The 22,926-nt window shown below is 53.7% G+C and carries 24 protein-coding genes and 3 pseudogenes; 18 read left to right on the forward strand and 9 right to left on the reverse strand.

Going from position 1 to position 22,926, the window contains the following annotated elements; genetic code table 11:
* Positions 1 to 210: 210 nt before the first annotated feature.
* The 5 genes and pseudogenes from ABDK75_RS17450 to ABDK75_RS17470 form a co-directional block, all read right to left on the reverse strand.
* A pseudogene (locus ABDK75_RS17450) lies at positions 211 to 543 on the reverse strand (transposase); the annotation flags it as partial.
* Between the two features lie 355 nt (positions 544 to 898).
* Positions 899 to 3,904, reverse strand: coding sequence for a Tn3 family transposase (locus ABDK75_RS17455; protein ID WP_346006576.1), 3,006 nt, complete (start codon positions 3,902 to 3,904; stop codon positions 899 to 901).
* Positions 3,905 to 3,912: 8 nt separating this feature from the next.
* The gene (locus ABDK75_RS17460) at positions 3,913 to 4,530 is read right to left on the reverse strand and encodes a recombinase family protein (protein WP_061507222.1); all 618 of its coding nucleotides are present in this window, start codon (positions 4,528 to 4,530) and stop codon (positions 3,913 to 3,915) included.
* A 198-nt stretch (positions 4,531 to 4,728) separates the two neighbouring features.
* Entirely contained in the window at positions 4,729 to 5,280 is a 552-nt protein-coding gene (locus ABDK75_RS17465; protein WP_061507223.1) for a hypothetical protein, read from the reverse strand.
* 467 nt (positions 5,281 to 5,747) lie between these two features.
* Entirely contained in the window at positions 5,748 to 5,963 is a 216-nt protein-coding gene (locus ABDK75_RS17470; protein ID WP_346006577.1) for a hypothetical protein, read from the reverse strand.
* Positions 5,964 to 6,702: 739 nt separating this feature from the next.
* Between ABDK75_RS17470 and ABDK75_RS17475 the strand changes: the two genes are divergently transcribed.
* From ABDK75_RS17475 to ABDK75_RS17495, 5 genes are read left to right on the forward strand one after another with little or no spacing between them, the layout of a single operon-like run.
* The gene (locus ABDK75_RS17475; protein ID WP_346006578.1) at positions 6,703 to 8,643 is read left to right on the forward strand and encodes a hypothetical protein; all 1,941 of its coding nucleotides are present in this window, start codon (positions 6,703 to 6,705) and stop codon (positions 8,641 to 8,643) included.
* Entirely contained in the window at positions 8,633 to 9,529 is an 897-nt protein-coding gene (locus ABDK75_RS17480; RefSeq protein ID WP_346006579.1) for a hypothetical protein, read from the forward strand. The genes ABDK75_RS17475 and ABDK75_RS17480 overlap by 11 nt, the downstream gene beginning before the upstream one ends.
* Positions 9,530 to 9,542: 13 nt before the next feature.
* Entirely contained in the window at positions 9,543 to 11,414 is a 1,872-nt protein-coding gene (locus tag ABDK75_RS17485) for a glycosyltransferase family 2 protein (protein ID WP_346006580.1), read from the forward strand.
* The gene (locus tag ABDK75_RS17490) at positions 11,411 to 12,853 is read left to right on the forward strand and encodes a hypothetical protein (RefSeq protein ID WP_346006581.1); all 1,443 of its coding nucleotides are present in this window, start codon (positions 11,411 to 11,413) and stop codon (positions 12,851 to 12,853) included. Before ABDK75_RS17485 ends, ABDK75_RS17490 begins: the two co-directional genes overlap by 4 nt.
* Positions 12,850 to 13,833 carry a glycoside hydrolase family 113 gene (locus tag ABDK75_RS17495; RefSeq protein WP_346006582.1) on the forward strand — a complete coding sequence of 328 codons (984 nt, stop codon included), beginning with the start codon at positions 12,850 to 12,852 and terminating at the stop codon, positions 13,831 to 13,833. Before ABDK75_RS17490 ends, ABDK75_RS17495 begins: the two co-directional genes overlap by 4 nt.
* Before the next feature lie 176 nt (positions 13,834 to 14,009).
* On the opposite strand, the pseudogene ABDK75_RS17500 reads toward ABDK75_RS17495, so the two are convergent.
* Positions 14,010 to 14,258: pseudogene (locus tag ABDK75_RS17500) on the reverse strand (transposase); the annotation flags it as partial.
* Positions 14,259 to 14,300: 42 nt separating this feature from the next.
* On the opposite strand from ABDK75_RS17500, the gene ABDK75_RS17505 reads away from it, so the two are divergent.
* Positions 14,301 to 14,438, forward strand: a complete 138-nt coding sequence (locus ABDK75_RS17505; RefSeq protein WP_346006583.1) for a hypothetical protein — start codon at positions 14,301 to 14,303, stop codon at positions 14,436 to 14,438.
* A 110-nt stretch (positions 14,439 to 14,548) separates the two neighbouring features.
* On the opposite strand, the gene ABDK75_RS17510 is transcribed toward ABDK75_RS17505, so the two are convergent.
* Together ABDK75_RS17510 and ABDK75_RS17515 are read right to left on the reverse strand one after the other, a co-directional pair.
* Positions 14,549 to 15,628 (reverse strand): IS5 family transposase, encoded by a 1,080-nt coding sequence (locus ABDK75_RS17510; RefSeq protein ID WP_346006584.1) that lies wholly within the window; start codon positions 15,626 to 15,628, stop codon positions 14,549 to 14,551.
* A gap of 80 nt (positions 15,629 to 15,708) precedes the next feature.
* Positions 15,709 to 15,816: pseudogene (locus tag ABDK75_RS17515) on the reverse strand (IS481 family transposase); the annotation flags it as partial.
* Between the two features lie 324 nt (positions 15,817 to 16,140).
* Here ABDK75_RS17515 and ABDK75_RS17520 point away from each other — a divergent pair.
* The 3 genes from ABDK75_RS17520 (at position 16,141) to ABDK75_RS17530 (ending at position 17,771) form a co-directional block, all read left to right on the forward strand.
* Entirely contained in the window at positions 16,141 to 16,737 is a 597-nt protein-coding gene (locus ABDK75_RS17520; protein ID WP_346006585.1) for a recombinase family protein, read from the forward strand.
* 108 nt (positions 16,738 to 16,845) lie between these two features.
* On the forward strand, positions 16,846 to 17,499 hold the full coding sequence (gene parA / locus ABDK75_RS17525) for a ParA family partition ATPase (RefSeq protein ID WP_062021134.1): 654 nt from the start codon (positions 16,846 to 16,848) through the stop codon (positions 17,497 to 17,499).
* Positions 17,496 to 17,771, forward strand: a complete 276-nt coding sequence (locus ABDK75_RS17530; protein ID WP_059025033.1) for a ribbon-helix-helix domain-containing protein — start codon at positions 17,496 to 17,498, stop codon at positions 17,769 to 17,771. Before parA ends, ABDK75_RS17530 begins: the two co-directional genes overlap by 4 nt.
* Before the next feature lie 62 nt (positions 17,772 to 17,833).
* On the opposite strand, the gene ABDK75_RS17535 is transcribed toward ABDK75_RS17530, so the two are convergent.
* Entirely contained in the window at positions 17,834 to 18,934 is a 1,101-nt protein-coding gene (locus ABDK75_RS17535; protein ID WP_062499990.1) for a replication initiator protein A, read from the reverse strand.
* Positions 18,935 to 19,311: 377 nt separating this feature from the next.
* Here ABDK75_RS17535 and ABDK75_RS17540 point away from each other — a divergent pair, with 377 nt between their 5' ends.
* The 9 genes from ABDK75_RS17540 (at position 19,312) to ABDK75_RS17580 (ending at position 22,880) form a co-directional block, all read left to right on the forward strand.
* Complete coding sequence (locus ABDK75_RS17540) at positions 19,312 to 19,932, forward strand: plasmid pRiA4b ORF-3 family protein (protein WP_062021143.1); 621 nt, start codon at positions 19,312 to 19,314, stop codon at positions 19,930 to 19,932.
* A 288-nt stretch (positions 19,933 to 20,220) separates the two neighbouring features.
* Positions 20,221 to 20,457, forward strand: coding sequence for a DUF4160 domain-containing protein (locus ABDK75_RS17545; protein WP_035382370.1), 237 nt, complete (start codon positions 20,221 to 20,223; stop codon positions 20,455 to 20,457).
* Positions 20,447 to 20,854, forward strand: a complete 408-nt coding sequence (locus ABDK75_RS17550) for a DUF2442 domain-containing protein (RefSeq protein ID WP_346006586.1) — start codon at positions 20,447 to 20,449, stop codon at positions 20,852 to 20,854. Before ABDK75_RS17545 ends, ABDK75_RS17550 begins: the two co-directional genes overlap by 11 nt.
* 101 nt (positions 20,855 to 20,955) lie before the next feature.
* On the forward strand, positions 20,956 to 21,183 hold the full coding sequence (locus tag ABDK75_RS17555; protein ID WP_019088712.1) for an AbrB/MazE/SpoVT family DNA-binding domain-containing protein: 228 nt from the start codon (positions 20,956 to 20,958) through the stop codon (positions 21,181 to 21,183).
* On the forward strand, positions 21,180 to 21,575 hold the full coding sequence (locus tag ABDK75_RS17560) for a type II toxin-antitoxin system death-on-curing family toxin (protein ID WP_062021097.1): 396 nt from the start codon (positions 21,180 to 21,182) through the stop codon (positions 21,573 to 21,575). The genes ABDK75_RS17555 and ABDK75_RS17560 overlap by 4 nt, the downstream gene beginning before the upstream one ends.
* Before the next feature lie 125 nt (positions 21,576 to 21,700).
* A complete protein-coding gene (locus tag ABDK75_RS17565; RefSeq protein ID WP_070324346.1) occupies positions 21,701 to 21,946 on the forward strand; it encodes a type II toxin-antitoxin system Phd/YefM family antitoxin in 246 nt (81 codons plus the stop codon).
* The gene (locus tag ABDK75_RS17570) at positions 21,943 to 22,329 is read left to right on the forward strand and encodes a type II toxin-antitoxin system VapC family toxin (protein ID WP_346006587.1); all 387 of its coding nucleotides are present in this window, start codon (positions 21,943 to 21,945) and stop codon (positions 22,327 to 22,329) included. Before ABDK75_RS17565 ends, ABDK75_RS17570 begins: the two co-directional genes overlap by 4 nt.
* 15 nt (positions 22,330 to 22,344) lie before the next feature.
* Entirely contained in the window at positions 22,345 to 22,581 is a 237-nt protein-coding gene (locus ABDK75_RS17575; protein WP_346006588.1) for a CopG family antitoxin, read from the forward strand.
* 44 nt (positions 22,582 to 22,625) lie between these two features.
* Positions 22,626 to 22,880, forward strand: a complete 255-nt coding sequence (locus tag ABDK75_RS17580; RefSeq protein ID WP_012813384.1) for a hypothetical protein — start codon at positions 22,626 to 22,628, stop codon at positions 22,878 to 22,880.
* The last annotated feature ends 46 nt before the right edge of the window (positions 22,881 to 22,926 follow it).

Consider the following 22,926-nt stretch of genomic DNA (forward strand, 5'->3'; position numbering starts at 1 on the left):
AGCGGGGGGCAGCACTCAATCTGCTCAAAACGCAGATCGAAAACGAACCCAAAAGTAGTCAATCAAATCGCCAAAAACCTGAAATCACCAGCCAAGCGTATCAATCAAGGGTTCTTCGATCCCTCCATCTTTCATCATCCCCAATCAACTAAGGGGAAATGGAATCACAGAGCAGACCTCAATACCAGGGGGTTTTTCGAACCCTCCACGTTCGCGAAACAGCCAGACCGTTTTGGCATCGGGCACCCGGTCCGACAGTCCCAGACCGAGGAAACGCATGAAGGACAGGCGGTCGTTGATCAGATATTCCGTTCGCTCGTCGGAGAGATTGTTCAGCCTCTGGATGACTAAGATCTTGAACATCAGCACCGGATCGAACGGGGGACGGCCGCCTTTGATCCTGTCTGAATAGGCCAGAGCCTTCTCCAGATCAGGGCGGAAGGCCTCAAAATCCACAGTCCGGGAAAAGGCTTCGAGCTGATCGCCAAGCCCGCTTAACCGGGCCAACCGCTCTTCAACATCAAAGAAACCAAGCTGCTTCATCTTCCATGCCCCCAAATCAACTCAGGAGTGATGGAATCACACAGAAATCCTCAAAACCAGAGGGTTTTTCGAACCCTCCAGATCACACGATGCACCCGGTAACGCCGCTATAGTTTTTCCTGTATGCCCCACGAGGATAGGGCGGCCTACTGGGTTTTGTTATGCAAATAAGAGGGATTCACGGAGTAAATCCGTCTGATCGCTAGCACTACAGTTGCAATTCATTTTATTCTCCAATTGTTAATAATTCCAATACTTTCCGGAAGGCTCGAATTTCAGGCGGTCTACGTCGCGAAAGGTCCTGAATTCGGGGGTTGAGTAGCAACGGAACAGAAAACCTACATAAGGCCCGACCTCACGCGTCATCGATACCCGTGGCGCCGGGATCGCGGAGCGGTCGAAGCTCGCCGCGCGCGACCATTTCGGGAATGGTGAAGGCATAGCGCCCCAGCATGTTGATGTGCCGGAAGCCGAGCGGCGAAAGGCGCGCTACGTCTTCGTCCAGTATCATGTGGCCTTCAGCGCGAAGCTGGTTGAGCGCGGCGTCGATGTAGATCGTATTCCAGAGCACGATCAGATTGACGACTAGCCCGAGCGCGCCAAGCTGGTCCTCTTGGCCGACGCGATAACGCTGGCGCAATTCGCCGCGCTTCCCGTGGAATATCGTGCGGGCAAGCTGATGGCGGCTCTCGCCGCGGTTGAGCTGGACGAGGATGCGACGCCGGTAGGTTTCGTCGTCAATGAACCGTAGCATATAGAGCGATTTGATGAGACGGCCGAGTTCCTGAAGCGCACGTGCCAGCCTGGTCGGACGATCGTTGGTCTGAAGAACACGGGTGAGTCCGGCTGCCCTCACTACTCCGAGCTTCAATGATCCGGCGAGGCGAAGGAGATCGTCCCAGTGCTCGACGATCAGCTTGATGTTGATCCTGTTCGTCGCAAGATCGTCCAGCACGCCGTAATCCGCATTGCCATCGACACGCCAGAATCTTGCCCCGGCAATGTCAGCGATACGCGGCGAGAACTGGAGTCCGAGCAGATGAAATATCCCGAATATCGTGTCGGTATAGCCGGCCGTATCGGTCATGATCTCGGTCGGCCGCAATTCGGTTTCCTGATCGAGCACAACGGCCAACAGATGAAGACTGTCGCGCAGTGTGCCGGGGACCGTCACGGCATTCAGCCCGGAAAAGCGGTCGGAAACCAGATTATACCAAGTGACGCCGCGTTCGCGCCCGAAGTACCGCGGGTTCGGACCGGCGTGGATCGTGCGAACCGGCACGGTAAACCGCAGTCCATCGGCTGACGCTACCTCACCACCACCCCAGGCGCGGGTCAGGGGTATTCTGTTATGTGCGGCGACCAGCAGCGCATTGGCGGTGCTCAGCGTCTCGGCGCGGATGAAGTTCTGCTTCACCCAGCTCAACCGGGACCGGCGCAGCGCGGGCACCTCGGGGCGTAGAAGCGGCTCGAAACCGGTGTTGGTCGCCTCTGCGACGAGCACAGCGCAGATCGTCGTCGCGATGTCACCGGCGCGGGCGTTGCCTTCGCTGGCATGCGTAAATGCTGCCCCGAATCCGGTTCGCGCGTGCATTTCCAGGATCAGTTCGGGGAGGTCCAGCTGCGGCAGCCGTGCATTGATCGCCGTGTGAAGATCGGTGAGGCTCAGGGGCTCGTCGATCTTGTCGAGCGCCTCGATCGACAGGTCTGCACCGCTCGCCGTACTGGTGATGGTCACGGCATCATTATCCGGCACACGCGCGGCTGTCTGGCGGTAGGCGAGATCGAGGCGCGCGGACAGCTTGGCGACTTCCTCGTCGCCAGCGACCGCCACGCCGACCGTGCGGCACACGGTCGGTCGCGCCGCCTCCCAGGCGGCGCCGGTCAGCAGGCCCTTGCGGGGGTCGGCATAGCGAAGCGAGCGAACGGGAAAGACATCGCGGCGACGGATGGCGCGGCGTAGCCGGTCGAGCGTGCAAAGCCGGTATCCGGTCAGATCGAACGTGCCGTCCTCGGTTTTCAACTGACGGCCCCAGGCTTTGGGGACAAACGCGGTTGGCACTGGTCCCCGGCGCTTTTCGCCACGGTGAACTCTTCGCAGGTGATCGACCGCGTCCAGCAACGATTGCCCCGCGGGCGCCGCTGCGAGATCCAGCCCTGCAAGCATTTTCGGCAGATAGCGCATTGTGCCCGTCTGCTGACGCAGCTCGACGAAGTAGCTCTCGTCTGTCGGTCGGGCGAGCAGGCTCACTTGGGCGACCGCGTCGGTCAGTGCTGACCGGTCAACCATCGCGAACACGGCCGCCCGCACCTCCGTGTCGCTGATACTATCATCGAGTAGCACGGCACCGACATCACGAAGCCGGAGTGATGCGGCGTCAAGATCGCGCAGTGATCGGATCCGCGCCTCTTTGGCGTTGATGCGTGCGTTGGAAAACATCTTGGTCGACACGGCATCGAAAAGGTCGATGACGTCGTCGCTGGCCGATGCTTCGAGGGTGCGGATGAAGGCGACCAACGTGGCCGCGCGTCGATCGTCGGGAAGCCGAGCCACAGCCTGCGCTCTCGCGGCGCTGGCAAATCGTGCGAGGGCAGCCGCCTTGCTGGGTGGCACGCGGTCAAGTTCGGGCAGGCCTGTGGTGAACGCGCGGATCTCGGTTAGTCGGTCGACGGCCCGGCTGATCTCGGGGCCGCTTTGCAGGTATGGCCCGTCACGTAAGCGATCCAACGGACTTTGCCGTCCGTCGCCGGTAACCGCAACGAGCGTATCGAGCCGGGTGCGTTGCTCTGGCGTCAGCCTGGCGACCAGACGGCGATGGACGTGCGCGGCGACCCGCGTGCGGACCCTTGCGATATCGCGCTCGAGGACGGAAAGGCCCGGCAGCAGCACCTTGGATTCAAGCAGCCATATCACTGCTGCGTCAAACAGCATCGAAGGGCGATCGGTGCCCGTCCAGCACAGGGCATATATGAAACGGTGCAGTCGAAACGCGACGCCGGGATCGGTCAGGACCCGGTAGCCATAATGGTCGCGGATGCGCGGACCGTGCCGCCATCGCCCCTTGGTTGCGCAATATCGCGCCATCAGTTCGGCCGTTCCGTCGATCGCCAACTGGCTGCCGACAAATCGTGTGACCGATACCGGTGTCAGTGCCGGATCTTCGAGAAAGGTGCCGAGCAAACGCAAAGTGCCAAGCTGTACCGCCACGCCGAGCCGGTTGTGATCGCCGCGATGCGCGCCGATGAATGCCCGGTCCGCGTCGTCGAGATGGAAGTGACGCGCGAGCTGTTCCGATGTCGGCTCGCCGACGAAGCGACCATAGCGCAGTGCCTGGTCGTCCGAGAGAAAGCCGACCGGCACTGCTCAAGCTATGCCGCTACCCTGGACCGTGCCCCACGCTTGCCCAGCAGTTCGCTGGCGCGCTCCCGCGGCCGACCCTCTGCATCGACATAGGCGTAGAGCGTCGATACCGACATACCGAGCTGGACCGCGACATCGCGCGCGGCATTGTCGCGGTCTGCCATCATAGCCATTGCCGCCTTCAGCTTCTGCTTCGTCATGATCCGCGGCCGTCCGCCCGACCGCCCACGCGCCCTGGCCGCGGCGAGCCCAGCCATCGTGCGCTCATGGATCAGGTCGCGCTCGAACTCGGCAAGGGTCGCGAAGATGCCGAACACCAGCCTTCCCGTAACGGTCGTCGTGTCGATATCGCCAGTCAGCACCTTCAGGCCGACGCCGCGCTTCTGCAAATCCCCGACGAGCCCGACGACGTGGGGCAATGACCGACCGATCCGATCAAGCTTCCAGACGACGAGGGTGTCGCCGTCACGCATGATATCGATGGCCTTGTCGAGCCCGGCCCGTTCGGTTGCCCGGCCCGAACACACGTCGTCGAAGACGCGGTTGCATCCGGCACGGTCCAGCGCATCACGCTGCAGGTCGAGGTTCTGCTCGCCCGTCGACACCCGCATGTACCCAATCAACATTGGCGTCCGTCTCCCCGCCCTATCAATCTATCGACATAGGGGTTTATCGGCCACAGGTTTTTGGACGGGTAGATGTGAGATTATGAGCCATAAAGCGGCCCGTTCACGATTGTTGGGGCAGCTCGTATCAAACCGGGGTTTGTTGGAAAAAACCAGACGGCCGCTTCCGCGCTAATAGCGGATGCTTAGATCGGGCTGTCAGAGACCGGCAGGATGATCGGAAAGCCAGTCGGGCCATCCGACTTTTAAGTGGCTCACGGCCCCCCACGAGGTCGGAAATAGGTCAAAGCCGCCATCGTAAGGCGCGAACACAGCGCCGTCGTCGCACCTCATCCAAATCGCATGCCCTGGCTTATCGTCAGCGATCGAGAGCAACTTGGCATCGTGCGTCCCCGCCCGCCACCGCTCACGGCGGGCATAGAAGCTCCATACGGGATCGTCGGGATCGTCGGTCTCGGCACCCGACAGCGCTACTTCGCTCGGTGCGGACGGATCACCGGTCTCGGCCTCAACGACCCAACAGCACTGGTCCAGGCCGAGCAGCCCGTTGCCAAGAGCATATGCTCGCGAAAGAATGATGTCCCGTTCCGCTTCATCGTCTGCGTATCGCTTGGAACCGGGCAGAGCGTGAAAGCGAACCCATGGCGAGCCTGCGCGGCTACGAAGCATCCATCCGAGCGGCAAGCAGCTCGGATGAAATCGCGCCCAATCCCGTCGGAACTCTGCGGCAGCGGTGTTGTCTTGGGTCATCGCTGTTTCCTACAACGAACCTGCGCTTCTCACCAAACAATGCCGTCCCGCAAAAGCCAACCTGTTTACCCACAGACGGGCTTATGTAGGTTTTCTGTTCCGTTGCTACTCAACCCCCAATTCTTAATCTTTCCGGCCCGGAAAACAAACTACAACTGTAGTGCTAGGCAAATAGGATTTCCTCTTGCGCATGACACCGACTCTCCCAACTCTCTGCTTTGATGTCTACATTCATAGCTCAAATCACGCGCCGCACCTCTTGAAAACCCGTCATATCGAATTTTCAAAGCGGCATTTAGAGCATAGAAGCACTCGCTAACTGCAAAATTATAATGAGGGGCTTTTCCTCCTTTGCAAAAGGACTACATTTTTTGTGTCTATCGATCGAATATCTGTATATTCCCAGCGGCGGTGATCATTAAACAATGATTTCTGACGACCTAACATCTGTTTGTAAATAACGGGCATCAGTGAATAGTAAAGCGGCTGAAAAATATCTTCACCATCAAATCGGAGTCGAAACGAACAACAAGACTGCCACAGGTTTGGAGGTCTTTATCGAGTTTGTTGTATAAAGGTCGCCTATAGCGCGAGTCTACAAGAACGGAACCATCTTTTTCAACCATGCGGTATGACGGCGCACCGAACGCACGGATGAGCTCCCTGAGCGTATCGCCAAACATTGTCCCTCCCGCGAACTTAATTGCTTCCGGTCTCTGGGCCTTTTAAGGCGAAACAATTCGCTCGATCGTCAGAGTGCTGATGATGTTGTCTCCCTGGATTCGGTCACCCTCCGCGCAGATGCGTACTGCGTCTAAATTTACTTCCGCGTCCGTGCAACTCCAAGATAAAGATGCCGCCGGGTCATTTGAATGACCGACTGCACCAGAGAAGTGATTGCGCCGGAGGTCGCTAAACCGAGTCGTCTCAAGGGTGATAGTCGCCTCCCCTATCTCCACACATGGAGATAAGCCGACGTGCAGAGTAGCGGAAATATGTTCCGGATTGAGGGGTTCCACGGTTGAGGAGAACCTGCACCAGCCACCAAGCTTGCCATCTTCAGGAATAATTCTGTGAAAATCGGTAAAACGCAAATGCGGAGCGCTCCAATTATTTCGACTCATAGTAACGAAAAGAAATCAAACAGAAAAATAATGCATTATTTATTTGTTGGTAAAAAATAAGTGAAAACAACATAATAACAAATCCGCCTACTAAGTCAAAAGGTTATTTCGCCATCATCTAACCCTCTTCAACCGTATGGCCAGAGAAGAAATATTGATCGAAAACTCTTATTCACTAAAAATAATGCTTCGAAACAATTGACAAATAACGATATTTTGATATACAATGCAGTAACTACTTGTGGCCCCGAATCGGTCTTCGCTGGAGCATTACAGATAAATAAGAGATTCGTAACTAATGTCCAACTACTACAAACCTTTCCTTACATTCCTCCTCTGCACCATCGCTATTAATACAGCCCATGCTGAAACTATTAGCAGTCTCGACCAGCAAGGTATGTCGGAAGGGTTGTCGATTCTCGACAACTCGGGCCCCGAAAGTTTCTACCTTCGCGTTCCCGCTGACACGGCACTGGTCAACCCGCGGGTAAAACTACACCTGAATATTGCACCCGGCTTGATGCGCGAGTCCACTCTTCAAGTATTCATTAATGGACAACCGCGGACTCAACTTTCGATCGGCAATCTTACTGACACTAATTCCGACCGGGACATCGTCATTCCGCTAAGCGGTCATGACCTGGAAGGACGGTATATAGCCGTCCGCGTTGCCCCTACCTTTATCAATACGACTTCGCCATGCATGAATGACGAGGCCAACCGAGGCTATATCCACATTTTACCGGATAGCGGATTCGTATTCGATGATGCTGATCGCACCACTCGGTCAATCCGCAGTTTCCTTAGCCTTCTCAATCAGACCGTACGTGTCAAGCTACCGACCGACATCAAGACTGCGCAGGAATTTCAGACCGTTCTTGCTGTGTCAGCATATCTCCAGTCTCAGGGACGTCATGTTGAGTGGAGCAAAGGAAGCGTTGTCGATGATACGCCAGCGGATATTGTCATTGATAATAGACGTGGCATATCTTCCGCTAGTACTTCAGCCGACTTAACGACCTTGAAAAATTCGGGTCTGCTGTTGGTGCCATCCTCCGGTGACAAGCCTGCTCAGCTTATTGTTTCGACAAATGGGCCCCAAGCGCTTTTGCTGGCTCCTTGGAGCGATCTTCTTACCTCTACGGCTTATAGCAACAGCAGCACGCCAGCACGCAATGGAGCAGTGCCGCCTCGCACGATCTCGCTTTCCCAATTTGGGGTTACCGCCGAAGCTGTGCCGCTCACGGCGCACGCATCATGGACGCTTTCACTTCCGCCGGAGGTTATACGACAAAAGGCGCCCGATTCCCTGCACCTAAATATGGTTGTTCCGCCTAGCTTGCCGGGGAACCCGTTGCTCCTGCACGTTTTCGATAATGGAAATCTCCGCAACATTACGGCCCTACCCGAACACGGCGGTCCGATCAGTGTCGACTTGCCACTCGTCGAGACGCGTAACATGACCAATGATAATTTGCGTCTTGACCTTGTGCGCCAGAACAATACTGGCAACTGCCAAGGTACGCTCGCACGGTCGTATGCACAAATTTTACCGTCTTCAACAATTACCACGACAAATGTGACCACTGCTGATACACTTGACACCATCGGCCGCACATTTGACTCTCACACCCCCGTTTATCTTCCGCCTGATGCACTCCGTTCTCCTACTGAATGGATGACAACGCTCGCTAGCGTTATCAACGAACTCCATCTCAATCCCTATGATTTGACTATTCACGCCGATAACAGTACGCCGTCCCCCGGGCACACCTTCTTATGGCTACGTCCTGAAGCGCCCACCGGATTTATGGCTCCAATCCATTTTGATCGCGGCCGTCTTCGCATTGTTGAAAGCGACGGTACCGTTCTTCTTGACGCCCCGCCGTTGCCCGATATTGAGCTCGCCGCTGTTCTGCGACACGGCAAGGATCGCGGCTTGTGGATCAAGCCAACCGGAAATTCTCCGCCGGTTCGCCCCTTAGGCTTCGATACGGCGTCCGGCGACGTTGTTTTTATGGACAAACATGGGCAAATTATCACGCTGAACACGCAAGTCACGGCGGCAGCTTTAAATGCGCAGCCCGCTGTCACCTATCCTGATAACCAATCCTGGCTCGATCGTGTTCAAAATATGCGTCTGTGGATATTAGGTGGCGGTCTTTTTGCCCTAACTATTATTGTTTTGTCCATTATTGATAAAATAAAGCCGCGTCGGTCCGATAAAAATGATGTTTGAAATGTCACGCCTATTCTCAAAAGCGACCGCAGCAACGTCCATTTTCATCAGTGGATTAAGTTGGTGCATAGTAACGAAGTCGGCATGTGCCGCTGCCTGGACGCAGCCGAAAGGGCAAGGCATCGTCATCATTCAAGAAGATCGGTGGAGTGGAGTTGATGGATTTGCCAATGATCACACTCTTTACCGTTTCCCGGATCGCGGTCAAAGCTACGTCAATCAGACCAATGTCTATGCTGAATACGGGCTGACATCGAAACTTACGTTGCTCGGCAATTTTTGGCTTAATCAGGTAGGCTATCATAATACCTATAGTGGTTCGGAAAATTTCGGTTTTGGCGATCAGGAACTGGGCGGACGCTATAAGATGCGTCCCCTTGGCTTTTTAGGTTATCCGTGGGTCGGATCGTCCCAAATTCTTGTTGGCTTTCCGACCTATAAAGTTCACGATGTTCAACAGCCACTTGGCACTGGGGGAGCATCGATCGAACTTCGACATAGCATCGGTCGCCCGTATCAGTTGTTGGGGCATTGGTCCTACATCGATATCAGCGGGGGTATCCGACTCCGCACCGGTCGCGCTGCGCATGAACTACGTTTTGATGCGACCCATGGCACAAGTCTTTGGGCTGGGTTTACGCTGATGGAAGAATTCAGCCACATTCAAACATTAGATAATGGAACAACCTACAACTACGGTAATTCTATCAGCAGTACAAATTATGATTTGACGAAAATGCGTTTTTCGCTTCTCAAAAAGCTTGGTCCCGTCAGCCTTCAGGCTGGCTACGAAAGAGACCTTGCTGGTCGCAACACGGGTGCAGGTGGAGGTCCTTTCGTGGGCTTATGGATTCCTTTTGGCGGCAACGGTCGCTGGGCTCCTTAAGCAAGGATTGAATATGATGTCTAAGTCATCAGAAAAACGTTTCTTTGGCGAATTCCTCGTTGAGCGTGGTTCCCTTACTGATCAGCAAGTTAGTGATGCTCTTACCTTGCAACAGAGCTGGAAGTCGCGCCTGGGCGATATCATATTGTCAAAACGATGGATGAAACCGGTAGCCTTCTACCGCGAGCTAGCGCTCTATCACGGGCTCGACTTCGTGGATCTCCTCAATGACAGGCCGGACACAGAGCTTTTTGATCCAGCTATGATCGACGACTATGCCGCCAGATCTTTTTTGCCATGGAGACGCAATTCGCATGGCGGCATTACATTCGCGCTTGCGGACCCTACGGACGAGCTCATTCGCGATTTAAGCGATAGATATGGCTTTGAAACTGATTTCATCGGCACCGGACGCTTCGACACCATTTGGCTTGTGCAGGAGCTTGGACAATCAACACTTTCTAACGATGCACTGCATGCTTTATCCAAGTCATCGCCGGAGCATTCAGGTAAAAATGTATTTACTGTAAGACAGATTGTCTTTCTTTATCTCGTTGCTGCTGGATTTTTCACGAGTGTATGTTTTTGGCCAGAAACCACTCTATTCATAGCTAATTTAATTGCGGCTATGATCTTCTTTACAAGTTTTGCGCTAAAGTTTCTTTTATCTTGCGTTGCTAGCCGGCGAGACGTCGACGTCAAAGTCGAGGATAGCGAGATAGATTCTCTTAATAACGAGAATTACCCTGTTTATACAATTCTTGTCCCTATGTACAAAGAACCAGACGTTCTGCCTATCCTTGTGAAGGCAATTCGCAACCTTGATTACCCGCAGTCTAAGTTAGATGTAAAATTAGTCCTTGAAGAGGATGACATTGAAACTATCGATGCAGCCAAGAAGCTCGCTTTAGAAGCTACTTTCGAGATTATTCGTGTACCACCGTCACAACCTCGTACGAAACCAAAAGCATGTAATTATGCCTTGCGCTTCGCCAAAGGCGAATACCTCACAATTTATGATGCTGAGGACAAACCGGAACCGACGCAGCTCAAAAAGGTGCTTGTTGCTTTCCGAAAGACGCCCGAAAATACGGTCTGCATTCAAGCGCGTCTGAATTACTATAACGCGACAGAAAACTGGCTTACTCGAATGTTCACCCTCGAATATACTTCGTGGTTTGACTTCTATTTGCCAGCATTAGAGTTTTTGCGCATTCCCATCCCCCTCGGTGGAACCTCTAACCACTTTCGGATGGATGCCCTACGCTCGCTACGCGCTTGGGACCCCTACAATGTTACTGAAGATGCTGATCTAGGTGTACGTATCACCCAGCGGGGTTGGACCGTCGCGGTCGTCAATTCTACAACTTATGAGGAAGCAAATGTTAGCATTCCCAACTGGATTCGCCAACGTTCCCGTTGGTTGAAAGGCTATATGCAAACCTATCTGGTGCATATGCGCAAGCCGATCCAATTCTATCGTAAGTCCGGCGCTGTGGGTTTTTGGGGCTTTCAATTTTTTATCGGCGGGACCTTTATGACTGCCCTTCTTGCCCCGATTTTTTGGGTTATGTTCGTACTCTTTACGATCTTCGGCCTACGTAGCGGTATTAGTATTTTTTCCGGTCGCATCATGGCGCTTAACACGATTAACTTGCTACTTGGCAATGGCTTTCTAATCTACACTTACGTGCTGTGCTCATTTAAAAGGCAATACCAGCATTTGGCACTGTATGCTCTAACGACGCCACTTTACTGGGCGCTCCAATCGATCGCTGCTTACAAGGGACTAATTCAGTTAATCACGAAACCATTTTATTGGGAAAAGACGCAGCATGGCCTAAGCAAGCACACAGCCGCCGAACTCAAGGAAATAAATACGTGAAAATAACACGCTTCGTTTTATTCCTATGGTCGGTGGCCTTCTTCGGCTTTGCAACTTTCACTTTGCTCAAAAACGGCTATCTGAGCGACATCGTTTTACGCCAGATATCGGACCACGTCATCCGCTCGCGTGTCAACGCTGAACAGACTCTCGATACCATGCCGTATGCCATACCGTCTTTAATCTATGACGCAGCCGCCTGGGCTTTTGGGTCTATCCACGAAATTGTTCCCATTTTAACGGCTATACTCGCGTCAGGAGGCTTAGTATGGCTGGCAGCGAACCCAGCTGCATCACGTCGCAGCCCTTTATGGACAGGGCTCTTCACCGCCACGCTCGTACTAAACCCGATTTTGCTGTGGACAGCTACAGCGACTGGTGGTCGCGCTTTAGCCGTTCTAATCTTTGCTTATATGTGCTGCGCACTTCTTCAAATTGCTGAGCGGCATGATCTTGGCGGCTATCTCAAATTTGGCCTTGCATCGTCTCTCTTTATTCTAACAGATCCCACAGCAATTGTTTTATGCGTCGCAATGATCCCTTGGATTGTTCTAACCGCAGCTTCCGACCGCACGGAACGGCATCCGGTTGCCTATTACCTTGTCACCTTTGCGCCGATAGCAATGGCAACCTTATCGGTTTGCTATCTTAATTGGGCGGAACTCGGCCATTTTTCGCCTTTCATCACGCCATTGAATGCTGGAAACGGTCAGGACTTCACGTGGGATGCAGCGCTGCACGCCGCAGGCATGACCGATCGCCTCGATATTGTGCCGATCTTTATGATTATGACATTGCTATTCTTCCCGGTCTTAATACTCGTGCGCCCGCTTGAGGCCTGCCCGGCCCGACGGGCGTTTGTTGTCGCGTTACTGACGGTAGTAACGATTCCTATTATTGTATCCTTGGCCGCCATTCCGTATCACGTACTTGACTATCTACCTTATCTCGCGGGGCCGTTGATTATAGTTGCTCTTCGGACGTCTACACGTCATCGTACAGCAGTATTGGGTATACAAATTGCTTCTATCCCGTTGGGATGGACCTTGCTTGCCGTGCCTGGATCGTCATTACCTGAGGGGTGGGCGCAGGCCATGACTGGCAAGGGTATCGCTGGACATTCTGACGATAAGGCGATCGCTGCATGGATCGTGAACAACAAAAAATACATCGCTTTGGATCCGATTACAGACTATCGTGTAGTGGCATTAGTCGGGCGCAGTGATGATTTCGTAATGCCGGTTGATTTTGTCAGTCAGACTACGGCTGTCCAGCCGGATGCTCGTGCCATTTTAACGACCCGCCCCAATTCGGCTCAGGGCGAAACTGATCGTATTAACGGCCAGGCCCCGATGATGTGGTCAGCGGGAATGCCAGGATATAAACTGGCGTTCGAACGCGGTATCTATAGAGTCTGGGTGCGGAGTGCGCATTCATGAAAAGGCTGTTTCGTATATGCCTGGTTTCCGCAGTCGTACTATTTATTGGATATTATTTTTTGCATACGCCGTTTTACTGGACCGGTGCCAATATCAAGATGTCGGCCGAGGTCCCTTGGGGATCGACAGGAGCCCAAGCCTCAATGAAGCAGCTCGCTGCCACCGGGGCAAACGTCGGAATGCTAGTCGCTTTTGCATGGCAAGAGAAACCTGAATCTGATACGCCGATTCTTGGCAATGATAGTCAGCCAGACACTGTGCGGCAGGGGCTGCGTGATATCCGCGCTGCTGGTCTGACGCCTATTCTTAAGATCCATCTTTGGATCCCGTGGCATTGGGCCGGGCAAGTGGCTCCGGCCCATCCGCAGATCTGGTTTGATAATTACGAGAAAGCAATCATGCCGCTCATCGAGATCGCGCGAGAGGAGAACATCCCGACGGTTATCGTCGGCACTGAAATGCGCGGTGTAGAAACGGTCGGTGATTGGCCTAGTTTTGTCAGTAATCTTCGCGCGCATTATGCTGGCAAGGTCGTTTACGATACCGACGGGCTTGAGCAGGCCGAGAAGTTCCAGCATTGGGATCTATTCGATGCGGTCGCTACTAGTCTTTATACGGCGTTGCCCGAGAAAAGAACCGATCGCCTGGCAGTAATGGCAGATAATGCTCGCCGTCTACAAAATCTTGGAAAAACTTGGAATCGCCCAGTTTGGGTTGCTGAGCTAGGCATTCGCTCAGGTAAAGATATTTTGCAGCGTCCTTGGCTAAGTCCCGAGCAGCTCAAGGTTCCTGTCGATCTCGCTGTACAAAAAATGGCACTTACTGAATGGCGTGACACGCTGACTGCACACGGTATCACCGGGATCTCGATCTGGTGTTGGTATACTGACCCGGATGACGGCGGACCAAATAATTCGGATTTTACCGTCCAAAGAAAGCCTGCTGCGAGTGTTATGCGTCGTCCTATGCTTAAGTTCTAGGTTCCTGCCTCTTTGTCTACAGATGGAATTTGGACTTACCCCGTTAAAATGGAGAGAGCATGGAAATCATCACGGGCGTGGAGAGGTGGCGGGGTTAGCGACTGGCCCGACGTGATCGCCACCCAAAATAGCTACTGGGGCTGACACCGAGAACGCGACACTGATACCAACGGCGATTACCCTTGACCTTTGTGCGCCCATTTTCTGAGGCCGATGGATTGGATGGTGTCGGGGAGTGCTGCGAGGTTGTTCCACGCGGTGCAAGCGGCATTGATGATGTGGTCCATGTCGTCGAAGACGGTGTTGGTCAGCCAATTAGCGCGGAGGAACTGCCAGACGTTTTCGACTGGGTTCAGTTCGGGAGCGCGCGATGGCAGAAAGATCAGGCTGACGTTGCGCGGCAGCCTGAGTTTGGCTGTCGTATGCCGGTGCTGTCACATTAACTTTGGTTTGTTGAGCTCCTCTCGGTGTTGACGCATTCAGGCGGTAAGCGCGGTAGCGTTGTTCCACTGGACGAAAGCCCTGATCCGGTGGATGTGCCGGGAGAGGGCATTGTCGATGGAGTGGGGCGGGACGAAGAGGTGGAGGGATCGAAGAACCCTTGATTGATACGCTTGGCTGGTGATTTCAGGTTTTTGGCGATTTGATTGACTACTTTTGGGTTCGTTTTCGATCTGCGTTTTGAGCAGATTGAGTGCTGCCCCCCGCTGGATTGCTATGCATTCGCGCTGATCCGCTCCAGGAAGAGGAAGCGGCGCATATTATAGACGATATTGGCCAACCCGATCCTCATGGTGGCCCGCGTTATGCCGACGGTTCGGACGAACAGCCCGGTCTGTGATTTCTGATCAGCAAAGACATGCTCGACACGCGACCGGATAACGGACTTTCCAGCATTCGATTTCTGGATATGTCGGGGCATAGGCTTGAGATGCGGCTTTTTTCTGTGAACTTTTGAGACAAAACCCTCTTTGTCCATGAAGTCCTCATTCGCTTTCGAGCGATAAGCTGTATCAGCCCAAACGCTTGAGGCCGTATTGGTTTTATCTAACAGCCCCTCTCTCAATCGCGCACCATCACTGGCGGCGGCATCCGTCGTCTTCCATTTTCGGATGAACCGAAACTTCCGGTCGATGGAGACGTGGGATTTGTAGCCAAAGAACGGGATGGCGAGATCGCTGGAGGGCATGGTTCCATCATCCTGCCGCTTCGCCTTCGTGAACTTCAGTGTCCAGCGCGCATGACGATCCTTGTGCGACAGCTTTGCGGGTTTGTCCTGCCAGTCTTCAGGAATACGTCCTTCCCGAAGATCGGCTTTCTCTGCGTTGGTGTTCCGCTGCTTTGGAGCAGCTACCAGTGTGGCATCCAGGATCTGGCCTGACATCGGTAAATACCCGGCGTTGCGCAGGGTCGCATCAAAGCGGTTGAACAGCCCTTCGATCGCACCCGCCTGGGTCAGACGCTCGCGGAACAGCCAGACCGTTTTGGCATCCGGCACCCGATCCGAAAGTCCCAGACCAAGGAAACGCATAAAGGAGAGGCGATCGTTGATCAGATATTCCGTCCGCTCATCAGACAAATTGTTGAGCGTCTGGATCACCAGAATTTTGAACATCAGCACCGGATCAAATGGCGGTCGTCCGCCTTTGCTTCCGTCAGAATACGCCAGAGCCTTCTCCAGGTCAGGGCGGAAGACTTCAAAATCCACAGTCCGGGAAAATGCTTCGAGCTGATCACCAAGCCCGCTCAAGCGGGCAAGCCGTTCTTCAACATCAAAGAAACCCGGCTGCTTCATCTTTCATCATCCCCAATCAACTAAGGGGAAATGGAATCACAGAGCAGACCTCAATACCAGGGGGTTTTTCGAACCCTCCAGATCATGTCGAAGCGCATGGGGCGAGACCAGGCCGTATTGCGGTTACGGGGCTGATCAGCGAACTGGATGCCGTTATCGGTCAGAATGGTATGGATCCGGTAAGGAATGCGCTGCCCCGATTGATCTGGGAGAATATTCTGTATCGATCCTCTGGCAGAAAACGGCCGATAATCACTGGATGCGCCAGGTTATAAGCGATGCCTTCCTGGCGATTTTACCGGGCTTAGAGGCAATTTATTCGGGTTAATCTCGCATCTTGAATGTCTGATATCGGACAACAATAAACTGATAGCCGACCTTTGGCCCTTCGGTTCCCCTCCCCATTTCTTCCATTCAAATTAGGTTGACCCAAACAGTCTATAGTCTAATTGGGACAATCCGGAGCCACGGTGTATCAAGGCCTGCATGGTGGTTTTTCCGGGAGGGTTCAAATGGGACAGCGCGCGGTCATCTATTGCCGGGTTTCCACGGCCGATCAGTCCTGCGTGCGCCAGAAGGACGAGCTGAAGCGGTTTGCTGAACGTGCGGGCTATGAAGTGCTGGACGTTTTCATGGAGACCGGCTCTGGCGTTCGAGTGGATCGGGCCGAGCGTCGAAAGGTCATGGCACTGGCCCAGGCCCGTAAAATTGACGCCATTCTGGTGACGGAGCTGTCCCGCTGGGGGCGTTCGACCATTGATCTCATCTCCACGCTTCAGGAGCTGGAGAGCTATCGTGTTTCCCTGATCGCCATAACGGGGATGACGTTCGATCTGGCAACACCACATGGACGGATGCTGGCGACGGTTCTGGCCGGGATTGCAGAGTTCGAGCGGGATCTGATCAGCGAGCGGGTGAAGTCTGGTCTGGCCGCTGCCAGGGCGCGCGGGAAGGTTCTCGGCCGACAGAAAGGACAGCGGCCAAAGTCTGACCGTCTGGCTCCGAAGGTTCTGGCGCTGGTGGCAGAAAAGCGGAGTTATCGGTGGATCGCCCGTGATCTAGGGATCAGCAAGAACACTGTTGCTGCCATTGTGCAAAGGGAAAAGTGAGTTTATCGACCGTTGAATATGGGTTGCTTTCTGTCGTTCTCTATTGCCGATCTAGTAGGTTATCGTGTATGACCGCATGCAAACATGAGGTCATGTAAGGACGTTCACATGCCAACAATAGCGATTATCAGTCAGAAGGGGGGAGCTGGAAAAACCACTCTGGCTTTGCATCTGGCTGCTGCTGCTGAGGCTACTGGCCACACGGCATTGGTGATTGATGTGGACCCACAGGCAACTGCGAGCCAATGGGCGGCATGGCGTAAGGATGCTCCGCCGGTTGTGATTGACAGTGCTCCGCCACGCCTCGCGGCTAAGATCGAACAAGCAATGAGTCAGGGCGCTGAGTTCATCGTGATTGATACTCCGCCTCACGCTGATAGTGCGGCTAGTGCTGCCGTTGAAGTCGCCGATTTAGTGTTAATTCCATGTCGGCCGAGTGCATTCGATCTGGCAGCGATCAAAACTACTGCCAGTCTTATAAAAATGCGTGGCAAACCAGCCTTCGTCGTTTTTACAGCGGGAAGTCCGACCGCTCCGCGTATGTATGAGGAGGCCACACAACTCGTAGAAAGCTACGGGCTAAACGCATGTCCACATATTATCGCTGATCGTGCAGTTTTTCGTCATGCAGCGGCGGAAGGGAAAACTGCAATGGAAATAGAGCCAAAAGGCAAGGCGGCTGATGAGGTAAGGCGGATTTACAAGTGGACATGCAAGCATGTGAACATGCAAGCATCGAGAAAGCGGAGAGCTAGCGTATGAGCCGGAAGGGGTCTCTACTATCGTTGCGGGATCGTGATTCCGCAATATCGTCGGCTGTAGCCACATCAGAAAGTAAGGTTACTGCCACAGACAGCAAGCCGGTTGCGCCGAGCCGTCAAGGCAAGAAAGCCATGACTGGTTATTTTAGCCCAGAAATGTCATTTGCCATGCATATGACCGCCAGAAAGCATGGAATGAGTTTACAGGACGCGATGGCCGACGCGTTTAACGACTGGCTACGCAAGATGGGAGAAAGTCCTGTAGGCAAGTAGTTAGGATTACATGCTGTCATGTTTTTATGAACGCATGTACGCATGACAGCATGTACTAGAATTCAGCGCATTGGGCTGCGTTCGTGCCGTTTTTTACAAAAGCCAATAAAGGCACCGGCAGGGCTTTTAAGCTCGGGTTTCCCCATGTCGTGCCACCATGAAACCCATTCGTCATGGAGAGCATAAATGTCATATCCTGGCGCAACGGTTTTAGCGTCATGCATGGTTTCGGGATCAATGTAGGGGGCATCCCTGACAGGGACAATAACGTCGGCCTTTGTTTTAAGGCTCAAACGGTTGCGAAATAGAATGATGTCGTTGGCCATTGTGATGGCATAGTCAGGAAAATGAGCATGGCTGGTGTCATGCGCACAAACTTTCTTAACCAAGGATCGAAAGACGCGAAGCGGGCTAGTTGAGCCACATTTTTTTTGCAGCAGCTCTAATCCGATCTTCCATTCATCTTTCATACCGCAGTGTTTGCGGGCTAGCTCGTACATGCGTCGTTCAAATGGTTTACGAAGTCGGAAATAGTCTCGGTGAAGTGTTAGGACGTTCTTGCTGATGACTGAACGATAGACCCACTCTGACAGAGTGATTTCGAGGTCAAGCATTCGGCCATCGAACGTCTTACGGGTGATTCTAGCTTCTTCGATCAAACCGAAAATTCGCGTCTCTTCAATGCCGCCTGTTTGAATGTTGGTTCGCACGGTTGTTCCGCGCAAGCGCGTCAATGCGTCGGTCAGTAGTCTATAGCCTGCTCCGCTGGTTTGACGATTGGTAGCGACCAGCATGTCATAAGCTTGAAGGCGGAGTGTTCGGCTTGGTTGTTCGCCGTGATTCATTTTCGCAACGAGCTGAGAGATGCAGTAGATTAGGATATCCTTGTCATGGATCGTTGCCAGCCCTTTGCCAGACGGGATGATCTCTATGATATTCCCATTGTGTTCATAGCGTCGCATCCGAGTGTCAGGCTTGGTCGAGAGCGAAAAAACAGGATGCTCCATTGACGCCATATCATCTTTGGGAATGGCATCGAGCACGTCACAGATGAATAGGTCCTGATTTGGATGGCGGACTGGCAGGAGGGGGGGGCGATCCTCACTTTCCATAGGTAGGGAAGGCGCAACGTCGAACAAGGAAGGAGAAGATTCTATCGTCATTTCAATTACAGATAGCTACTATCGTCACTTCACATACGCAAGCCAATTATCGTCATATCAGATTCAGTTTGAGCTTATCGTCATTTCAATTACGCATGCTTACTATCGTCATAGTGGATTCAGTTTATCGTCATAGTGGATTCAGTTTATCGTCATAGTGGATTCACAAGACTATGGAGCCGCTCAATAAAGCCTTTATTATTCAATGTGTTATTATGACCCTAAAAAACCGTAACACTAATTAAACACCTATTAAACACTCTAAGGCTGTGGATAACTTTTCATCGCTCAAAAATTTTCTACCAGATGGAACCCAATCCCCGCCCCCATGAACTCCTGCCTTGGCATTGGAAGGTCGGATCTGCAATTCTGGCGGCATGACAGCACTCCATAGCTTCAACGAAATCGCATCCATGCGTATCGAACTGACGGATACCGCGCCTCTGATCTGGCGTGAGGTTGACGTTCCGACCTCGCTGACGCTCAGGACACTGCATGAGGTCATTCAGGTGACCATGGGATGGCTCGATTACCATCTGTGGGAATTCACGCTCGGTGATCAACGCTACGGCTTACCTGATAACGAAGACTGGGGTGGGCTGCCACGTCGTAACGCCGCAAAAACCCGACTGCGCGATCTTCTAACGACATCCCGTCTCGAAATGGTCTACGAATATGACTTCGGTGACGGATGGCGCCATCGCCTCCTCATCAACAATGTCCGGCAGGGAAAGGCCGGAGAAGGGTACCCCAAATACATCGCCGGACAATATGCCTGTCCGCCAGAAGACTGCGGCGGCATTCCGGGATTCTATCACATGCTTGAAGCCTGGGCAGATCCCGACCATCCAGACCATGACGAAGTCAGTGCCTATCTCGAAGATTGGAACCCCAACGAGATCAATGAGCTTCCACTCAGAAACGCCCTGAACCGCATCGCCAACAAACGCAACGCTGTCCGCACAAGACTCAACAAGACCATGAAATCTAGTTCCTGAGCCGCGTTTCACGTAGGATGCTTACTTCAGGCGACCATTCAGCGGCTCATGTGTTTCAGCATACTCGTCAGACGCCACAGGAAGGCCGGACAGGCATTATCAGATGTGGTGGCTGGTTGGGTGTCTGTAATGAGAATTGCGCTTTGTACGGCCTCACACGGGGTTCTGCGAGCTTTGTCAGATATTGATGGGCTGTCCATTTCGGTCTGACCGTCCAGATATTCTGCTCCTGACCTTCGGCGGGATGGTTCTGATTGAAAAACCCAAGCGTTAGGGATATTGTGCATTATGCCGACGCTTCTGCGCATCAATGGATTTCGTGTCGTGATTTACACGGCAGATCATGTGCCGATGCACGTTCACGTCATAAGCGCGGATGGGGAAGCCGTGATCGAAATTGGCAGGAAAGCCCGCCTGATACGAGCAGGTGGCATGAAGGATAAGGCTATACAGGAAGCCCTTGTCATCGTGCAGGACCACGCTGAGATGCTGGCGGAAGCATGGGAGAAGATACATGGCGAATAATGTGAACTATCAGGCTGCTCGTGAAGCAGACGCGCTTCATAGAGCGACAGTTCCTCATGCGGTCTCCGCACGGTTGATCCGTGCGCGCCGCGCTCTTCATGTCACGCTCTCCAACGGTGTTGAAATGAGCGTACCGGTGGATCTGTTACAGGATTTGCAGGGCGCTTCCCTGAATGATCTGGCTGAGATCGAGATTACCCCGCTGGGGAATGGCCTTCACTGGCCCCGTCTTGATGCTGATGTCCTGGTCGAAGGTCTGATCCACGGTATCTACGGTTCCCGAAGCTGGATGGCAGCACAGATGGGACGTGTGGGCGGATCATCTGCCAGTCCCGCAAAAGCGGCGGCGGCTCGCCGGAATGGTGCGAAAGGCGGTCGCCCCAGAAACGTCGCGTAAGGAAGACTGCTGATCACTGTGAGCTAGACAGGCCGATAAGCATGGTGGTTGCTGAAACCGCAAAAAGTTATTACAATAATAATAACATAAAGGGGGCTGTCATGGTCGAACTGAAAGTGCGAAAATTCGGAAACTCACTCGGGGTTGTACTGCCCAAGGAAGTGATCTCACGGCTGAACACCCAGGACGGCGCGCCCCTGTATCTGACTGAAGCACCTGACGGCGGATATCGGCTCGTACCCTATGATCCTGACTTCGAAACCAAAATGACAAAGGCTGAGGATATTATGCGGCGCTACCGTGATACGCTGCATGTTCTGGCGCAATGACAGTCTTCGTCTGGATAGACGAACGCGAAGCCCTGATCCTGCATGACCGGCTGTTGGGGCTGCATGGTGGCGCTTCCGGCGTACGGGATGCAGGTCTTCTGAAATCCGCGCTTGCCCGGCCACAGCAGCATGCGGCCTATGCGGATCCGCTGGATCCAGTGCATCTGGCGGCCGTCTATACGGCGGGTATCGTCAAAAACCATCCCTTCATCGATGGGAACAAGCGCACGGGCTTTGTGCTCGGTGTGCTGTTTCTGGAACTCAACGGCTATCGTTTCACGGCAGCCCAGGAAGATGCAGCAAATGCGGTTCTCGCGCTGGCAGCAGGTCAGATGGACGAACTGGGCTATGCGGCATTCCTGACCGCCAATGTCGCATCCGAAAAGGTATGACAGTAGGCGAGGAACGCGATGAGTGTGCTTTTTTTTGTTTCCTGAGGCGGTCCTGGCGACATTTGCCTTGATGGACCAGGCTAATATGACTAAGTCTTTTTGAGTAAACTCAGGAGGTTTTCGCCATGCGCACGGTCAACATCCACGAAGCCAAGACCCATCTGTCCCGGCTGATTGACGCGGCCATGAAAGGGGAAAGCTTCATCATTGCCAAAGCCGGCCGGCCAATGGTGCGGGTCAGCCCGATTACGGCTCCTGAAGAGTTACAGCAACGGCGTCTGGGGTTTCTTGCTGGAAAAATCCGGGTGCCCGAAGATTTTGATCGCATGGGACAGGACGATATTGTGTCTCTGTTCGACGGTCAGGCATGAGGCTCCTTCTGGATACCCATCTGCTGCTCTGGGCAGCAGGAGAGCCTGACAGGCTGTCAGCGCGGGCGAGAACCCTGATGGAGGATCCGGGTAATGATCTGGTCTTCAGTGCGGCCAGTCTCTGGGAAATCACCATCAAGACCGGGCTGGGCCGTGCAGACTTCCAGGTCGATCCTCATCTGCTGCGACGCGGCCTGATCGAAAACAGCTATGAGGAGTTACCGATCACCAGCCAGCACGCCCTGGCGGTGGGACACCTGCCAGATGTGCATCGGGATCCTTTTGACCGGATCCTTGTGGCACAGGCCACCGTGGAAGGACTGCTTCTGCTGACCCATGATCCGCTGGTAAAGGCTTATCCTGGCCCGATCGAAGCAGTCTGAAGGAGATCGACCACTATGAGCAGCAAAAACAGGTCCATGCCTTCGCTGAACAGTGACGAAGCGGCCGAGGATTTCGTCGCGACCGCCGATCTGACCCGGTATGACCTGTCCGGTTTCAAGCCCATGCGCTTTGAGATCGAACCCAAGGCGGCCGCCCTCAACATGCGCCTGCCGGCGTCCCTGCTGAGACCGATGTCGCACAGACGCGGTAAAGTATATTCCGACCAGAACAGAGGAGATCGGGCGATGTAGGTACGCTCGGAAATCACTCCGCGCGTCATGGAGGGGAAGCTCCCATGTCTCGCACCTATCATCACAGCCGCAAATACGGTCGCAATCATCGCTGGGCCAACCAGCCGGATCGCTGTGGCTATGGAGGCTCACGTGAAGCCTCTGAATCTCCCAACTGGTACAGTCATCTGCACGATATCCGTCCTGGCCGTCATCATGACAGGCATGTTGCCCGCCTGATCATCAAGGGCGACCTCGATCCTGTCGAGGCGGTCTTTCCGTATACCGGCACCCGGCGACCCCACGAATATTACTGGTAATTTTCAGCGCGGGAATGAGGGATCGTTCCCGCGTTCCACGAGGCCA

The sequence above is a fragment of the Gluconobacter sp. OJA genome (assembly GCF_039638325.1).
Taxonomy (GTDB): Bacteria; Pseudomonadota; Alphaproteobacteria; order Acetobacterales; family Acetobacteraceae; genus Gluconobacter; species Gluconobacter cerinus.

Bases quoted from the DNA above. Each gene is read 5' to 3' on its own strand.
- ABDK75_RS17460 (WP_061507222.1), bottom strand. From the start codon at position 4,530: ATGTTGATTGGGTACATGCGGGTGTCGACGGGCGAGCAGAACCTCGAC.
- ABDK75_RS17465 (WP_061507223.1), bottom strand. From the start codon at position 5,280: ATGACCCAAGACAACACCGCTGCCGCAGAGTTCCGACGGGATTGGGCG.
- ABDK75_RS17470 (WP_346006577.1), bottom strand. From the start codon at position 5,963: ATGTTTGGCGATACGCTCAGGGAGCTCATCCGTGCGTTCGGTGCGCCG.
- ABDK75_RS17475 (WP_346006578.1), top strand. From the start codon at position 6,703: ATGTCCAACTACTACAAACCTTTCCTTACATTCCTCCTCTGCACCATC.
- ABDK75_RS17480 (WP_346006579.1), top strand. From the start codon at position 8,633: ATGATGTTTGAAATGTCACGCCTATTCTCAAAAGCGACCGCAGCAACG.
- ABDK75_RS17485 (WP_346006580.1), top strand. From the start codon at position 9,543: ATGATGTCTAAGTCATCAGAAAAACGTTTCTTTGGCGAATTCCTCGTT.
- ABDK75_RS17495 (WP_346006582.1), top strand. From the start codon at position 12,850: ATGAAAAGGCTGTTTCGTATATGCCTGGTTTCCGCAGTCGTACTATTT.
- ABDK75_RS17510 (WP_346006584.1), bottom strand. From the start codon at position 15,628: ATGAAGCAGCCGGGTTTCTTTGATGTTGAAGAACGGCTTGCCCGCTTG.
- ABDK75_RS17520 (WP_346006585.1), top strand. From the start codon at position 16,141: ATGGGACAGCGCGCGGTCATCTATTGCCGGGTTTCCACGGCCGATCAG.
- parA (WP_062021134.1), top strand. From the start codon at position 16,846: ATGCCAACAATAGCGATTATCAGTCAGAAGGGGGGAGCTGGAAAAACC.
- ABDK75_RS17530 (WP_059025033.1), top strand. From the start codon at position 17,496: ATGAGCCGGAAGGGGTCTCTACTATCGTTGCGGGATCGTGATTCCGCA.
- ABDK75_RS17535 (WP_062499990.1), bottom strand. From the start codon at position 18,934: ATGACGATAGAATCTTCTCCTTCCTTGTTCGACGTTGCGCCTTCCCTA.
- ABDK75_RS17540 (WP_062021143.1), top strand. From the start codon at position 19,312: ATGACAGCACTCCATAGCTTCAACGAAATCGCATCCATGCGTATCGAA.
- ABDK75_RS17545 (WP_035382370.1), top strand. From the start codon at position 20,221: ATGCCGACGCTTCTGCGCATCAATGGATTTCGTGTCGTGATTTACACG.
- ABDK75_RS17550 (WP_346006586.1), top strand. From the start codon at position 20,447: ATGGCGAATAATGTGAACTATCAGGCTGCTCGTGAAGCAGACGCGCTT.
- ABDK75_RS17555 (WP_019088712.1), top strand. From the start codon at position 20,956: ATGGTCGAACTGAAAGTGCGAAAATTCGGAAACTCACTCGGGGTTGTA.
- ABDK75_RS17560 (WP_062021097.1), top strand. From the start codon at position 21,180: ATGACAGTCTTCGTCTGGATAGACGAACGCGAAGCCCTGATCCTGCAT.
- ABDK75_RS17565 (WP_070324346.1), top strand. From the start codon at position 21,701: ATGCGCACGGTCAACATCCACGAAGCCAAGACCCATCTGTCCCGGCTG.
- ABDK75_RS17570 (WP_346006587.1), top strand. From the start codon at position 21,943: ATGAGGCTCCTTCTGGATACCCATCTGCTGCTCTGGGCAGCAGGAGAG.
- ABDK75_RS17575 (WP_346006588.1), top strand. From the start codon at position 22,345: ATGAGCAGCAAAAACAGGTCCATGCCTTCGCTGAACAGTGACGAAGCG.
- ABDK75_RS17580 (WP_012813384.1), top strand. From the start codon at position 22,626: ATGTCTCGCACCTATCATCACAGCCGCAAATACGGTCGCAATCATCGC.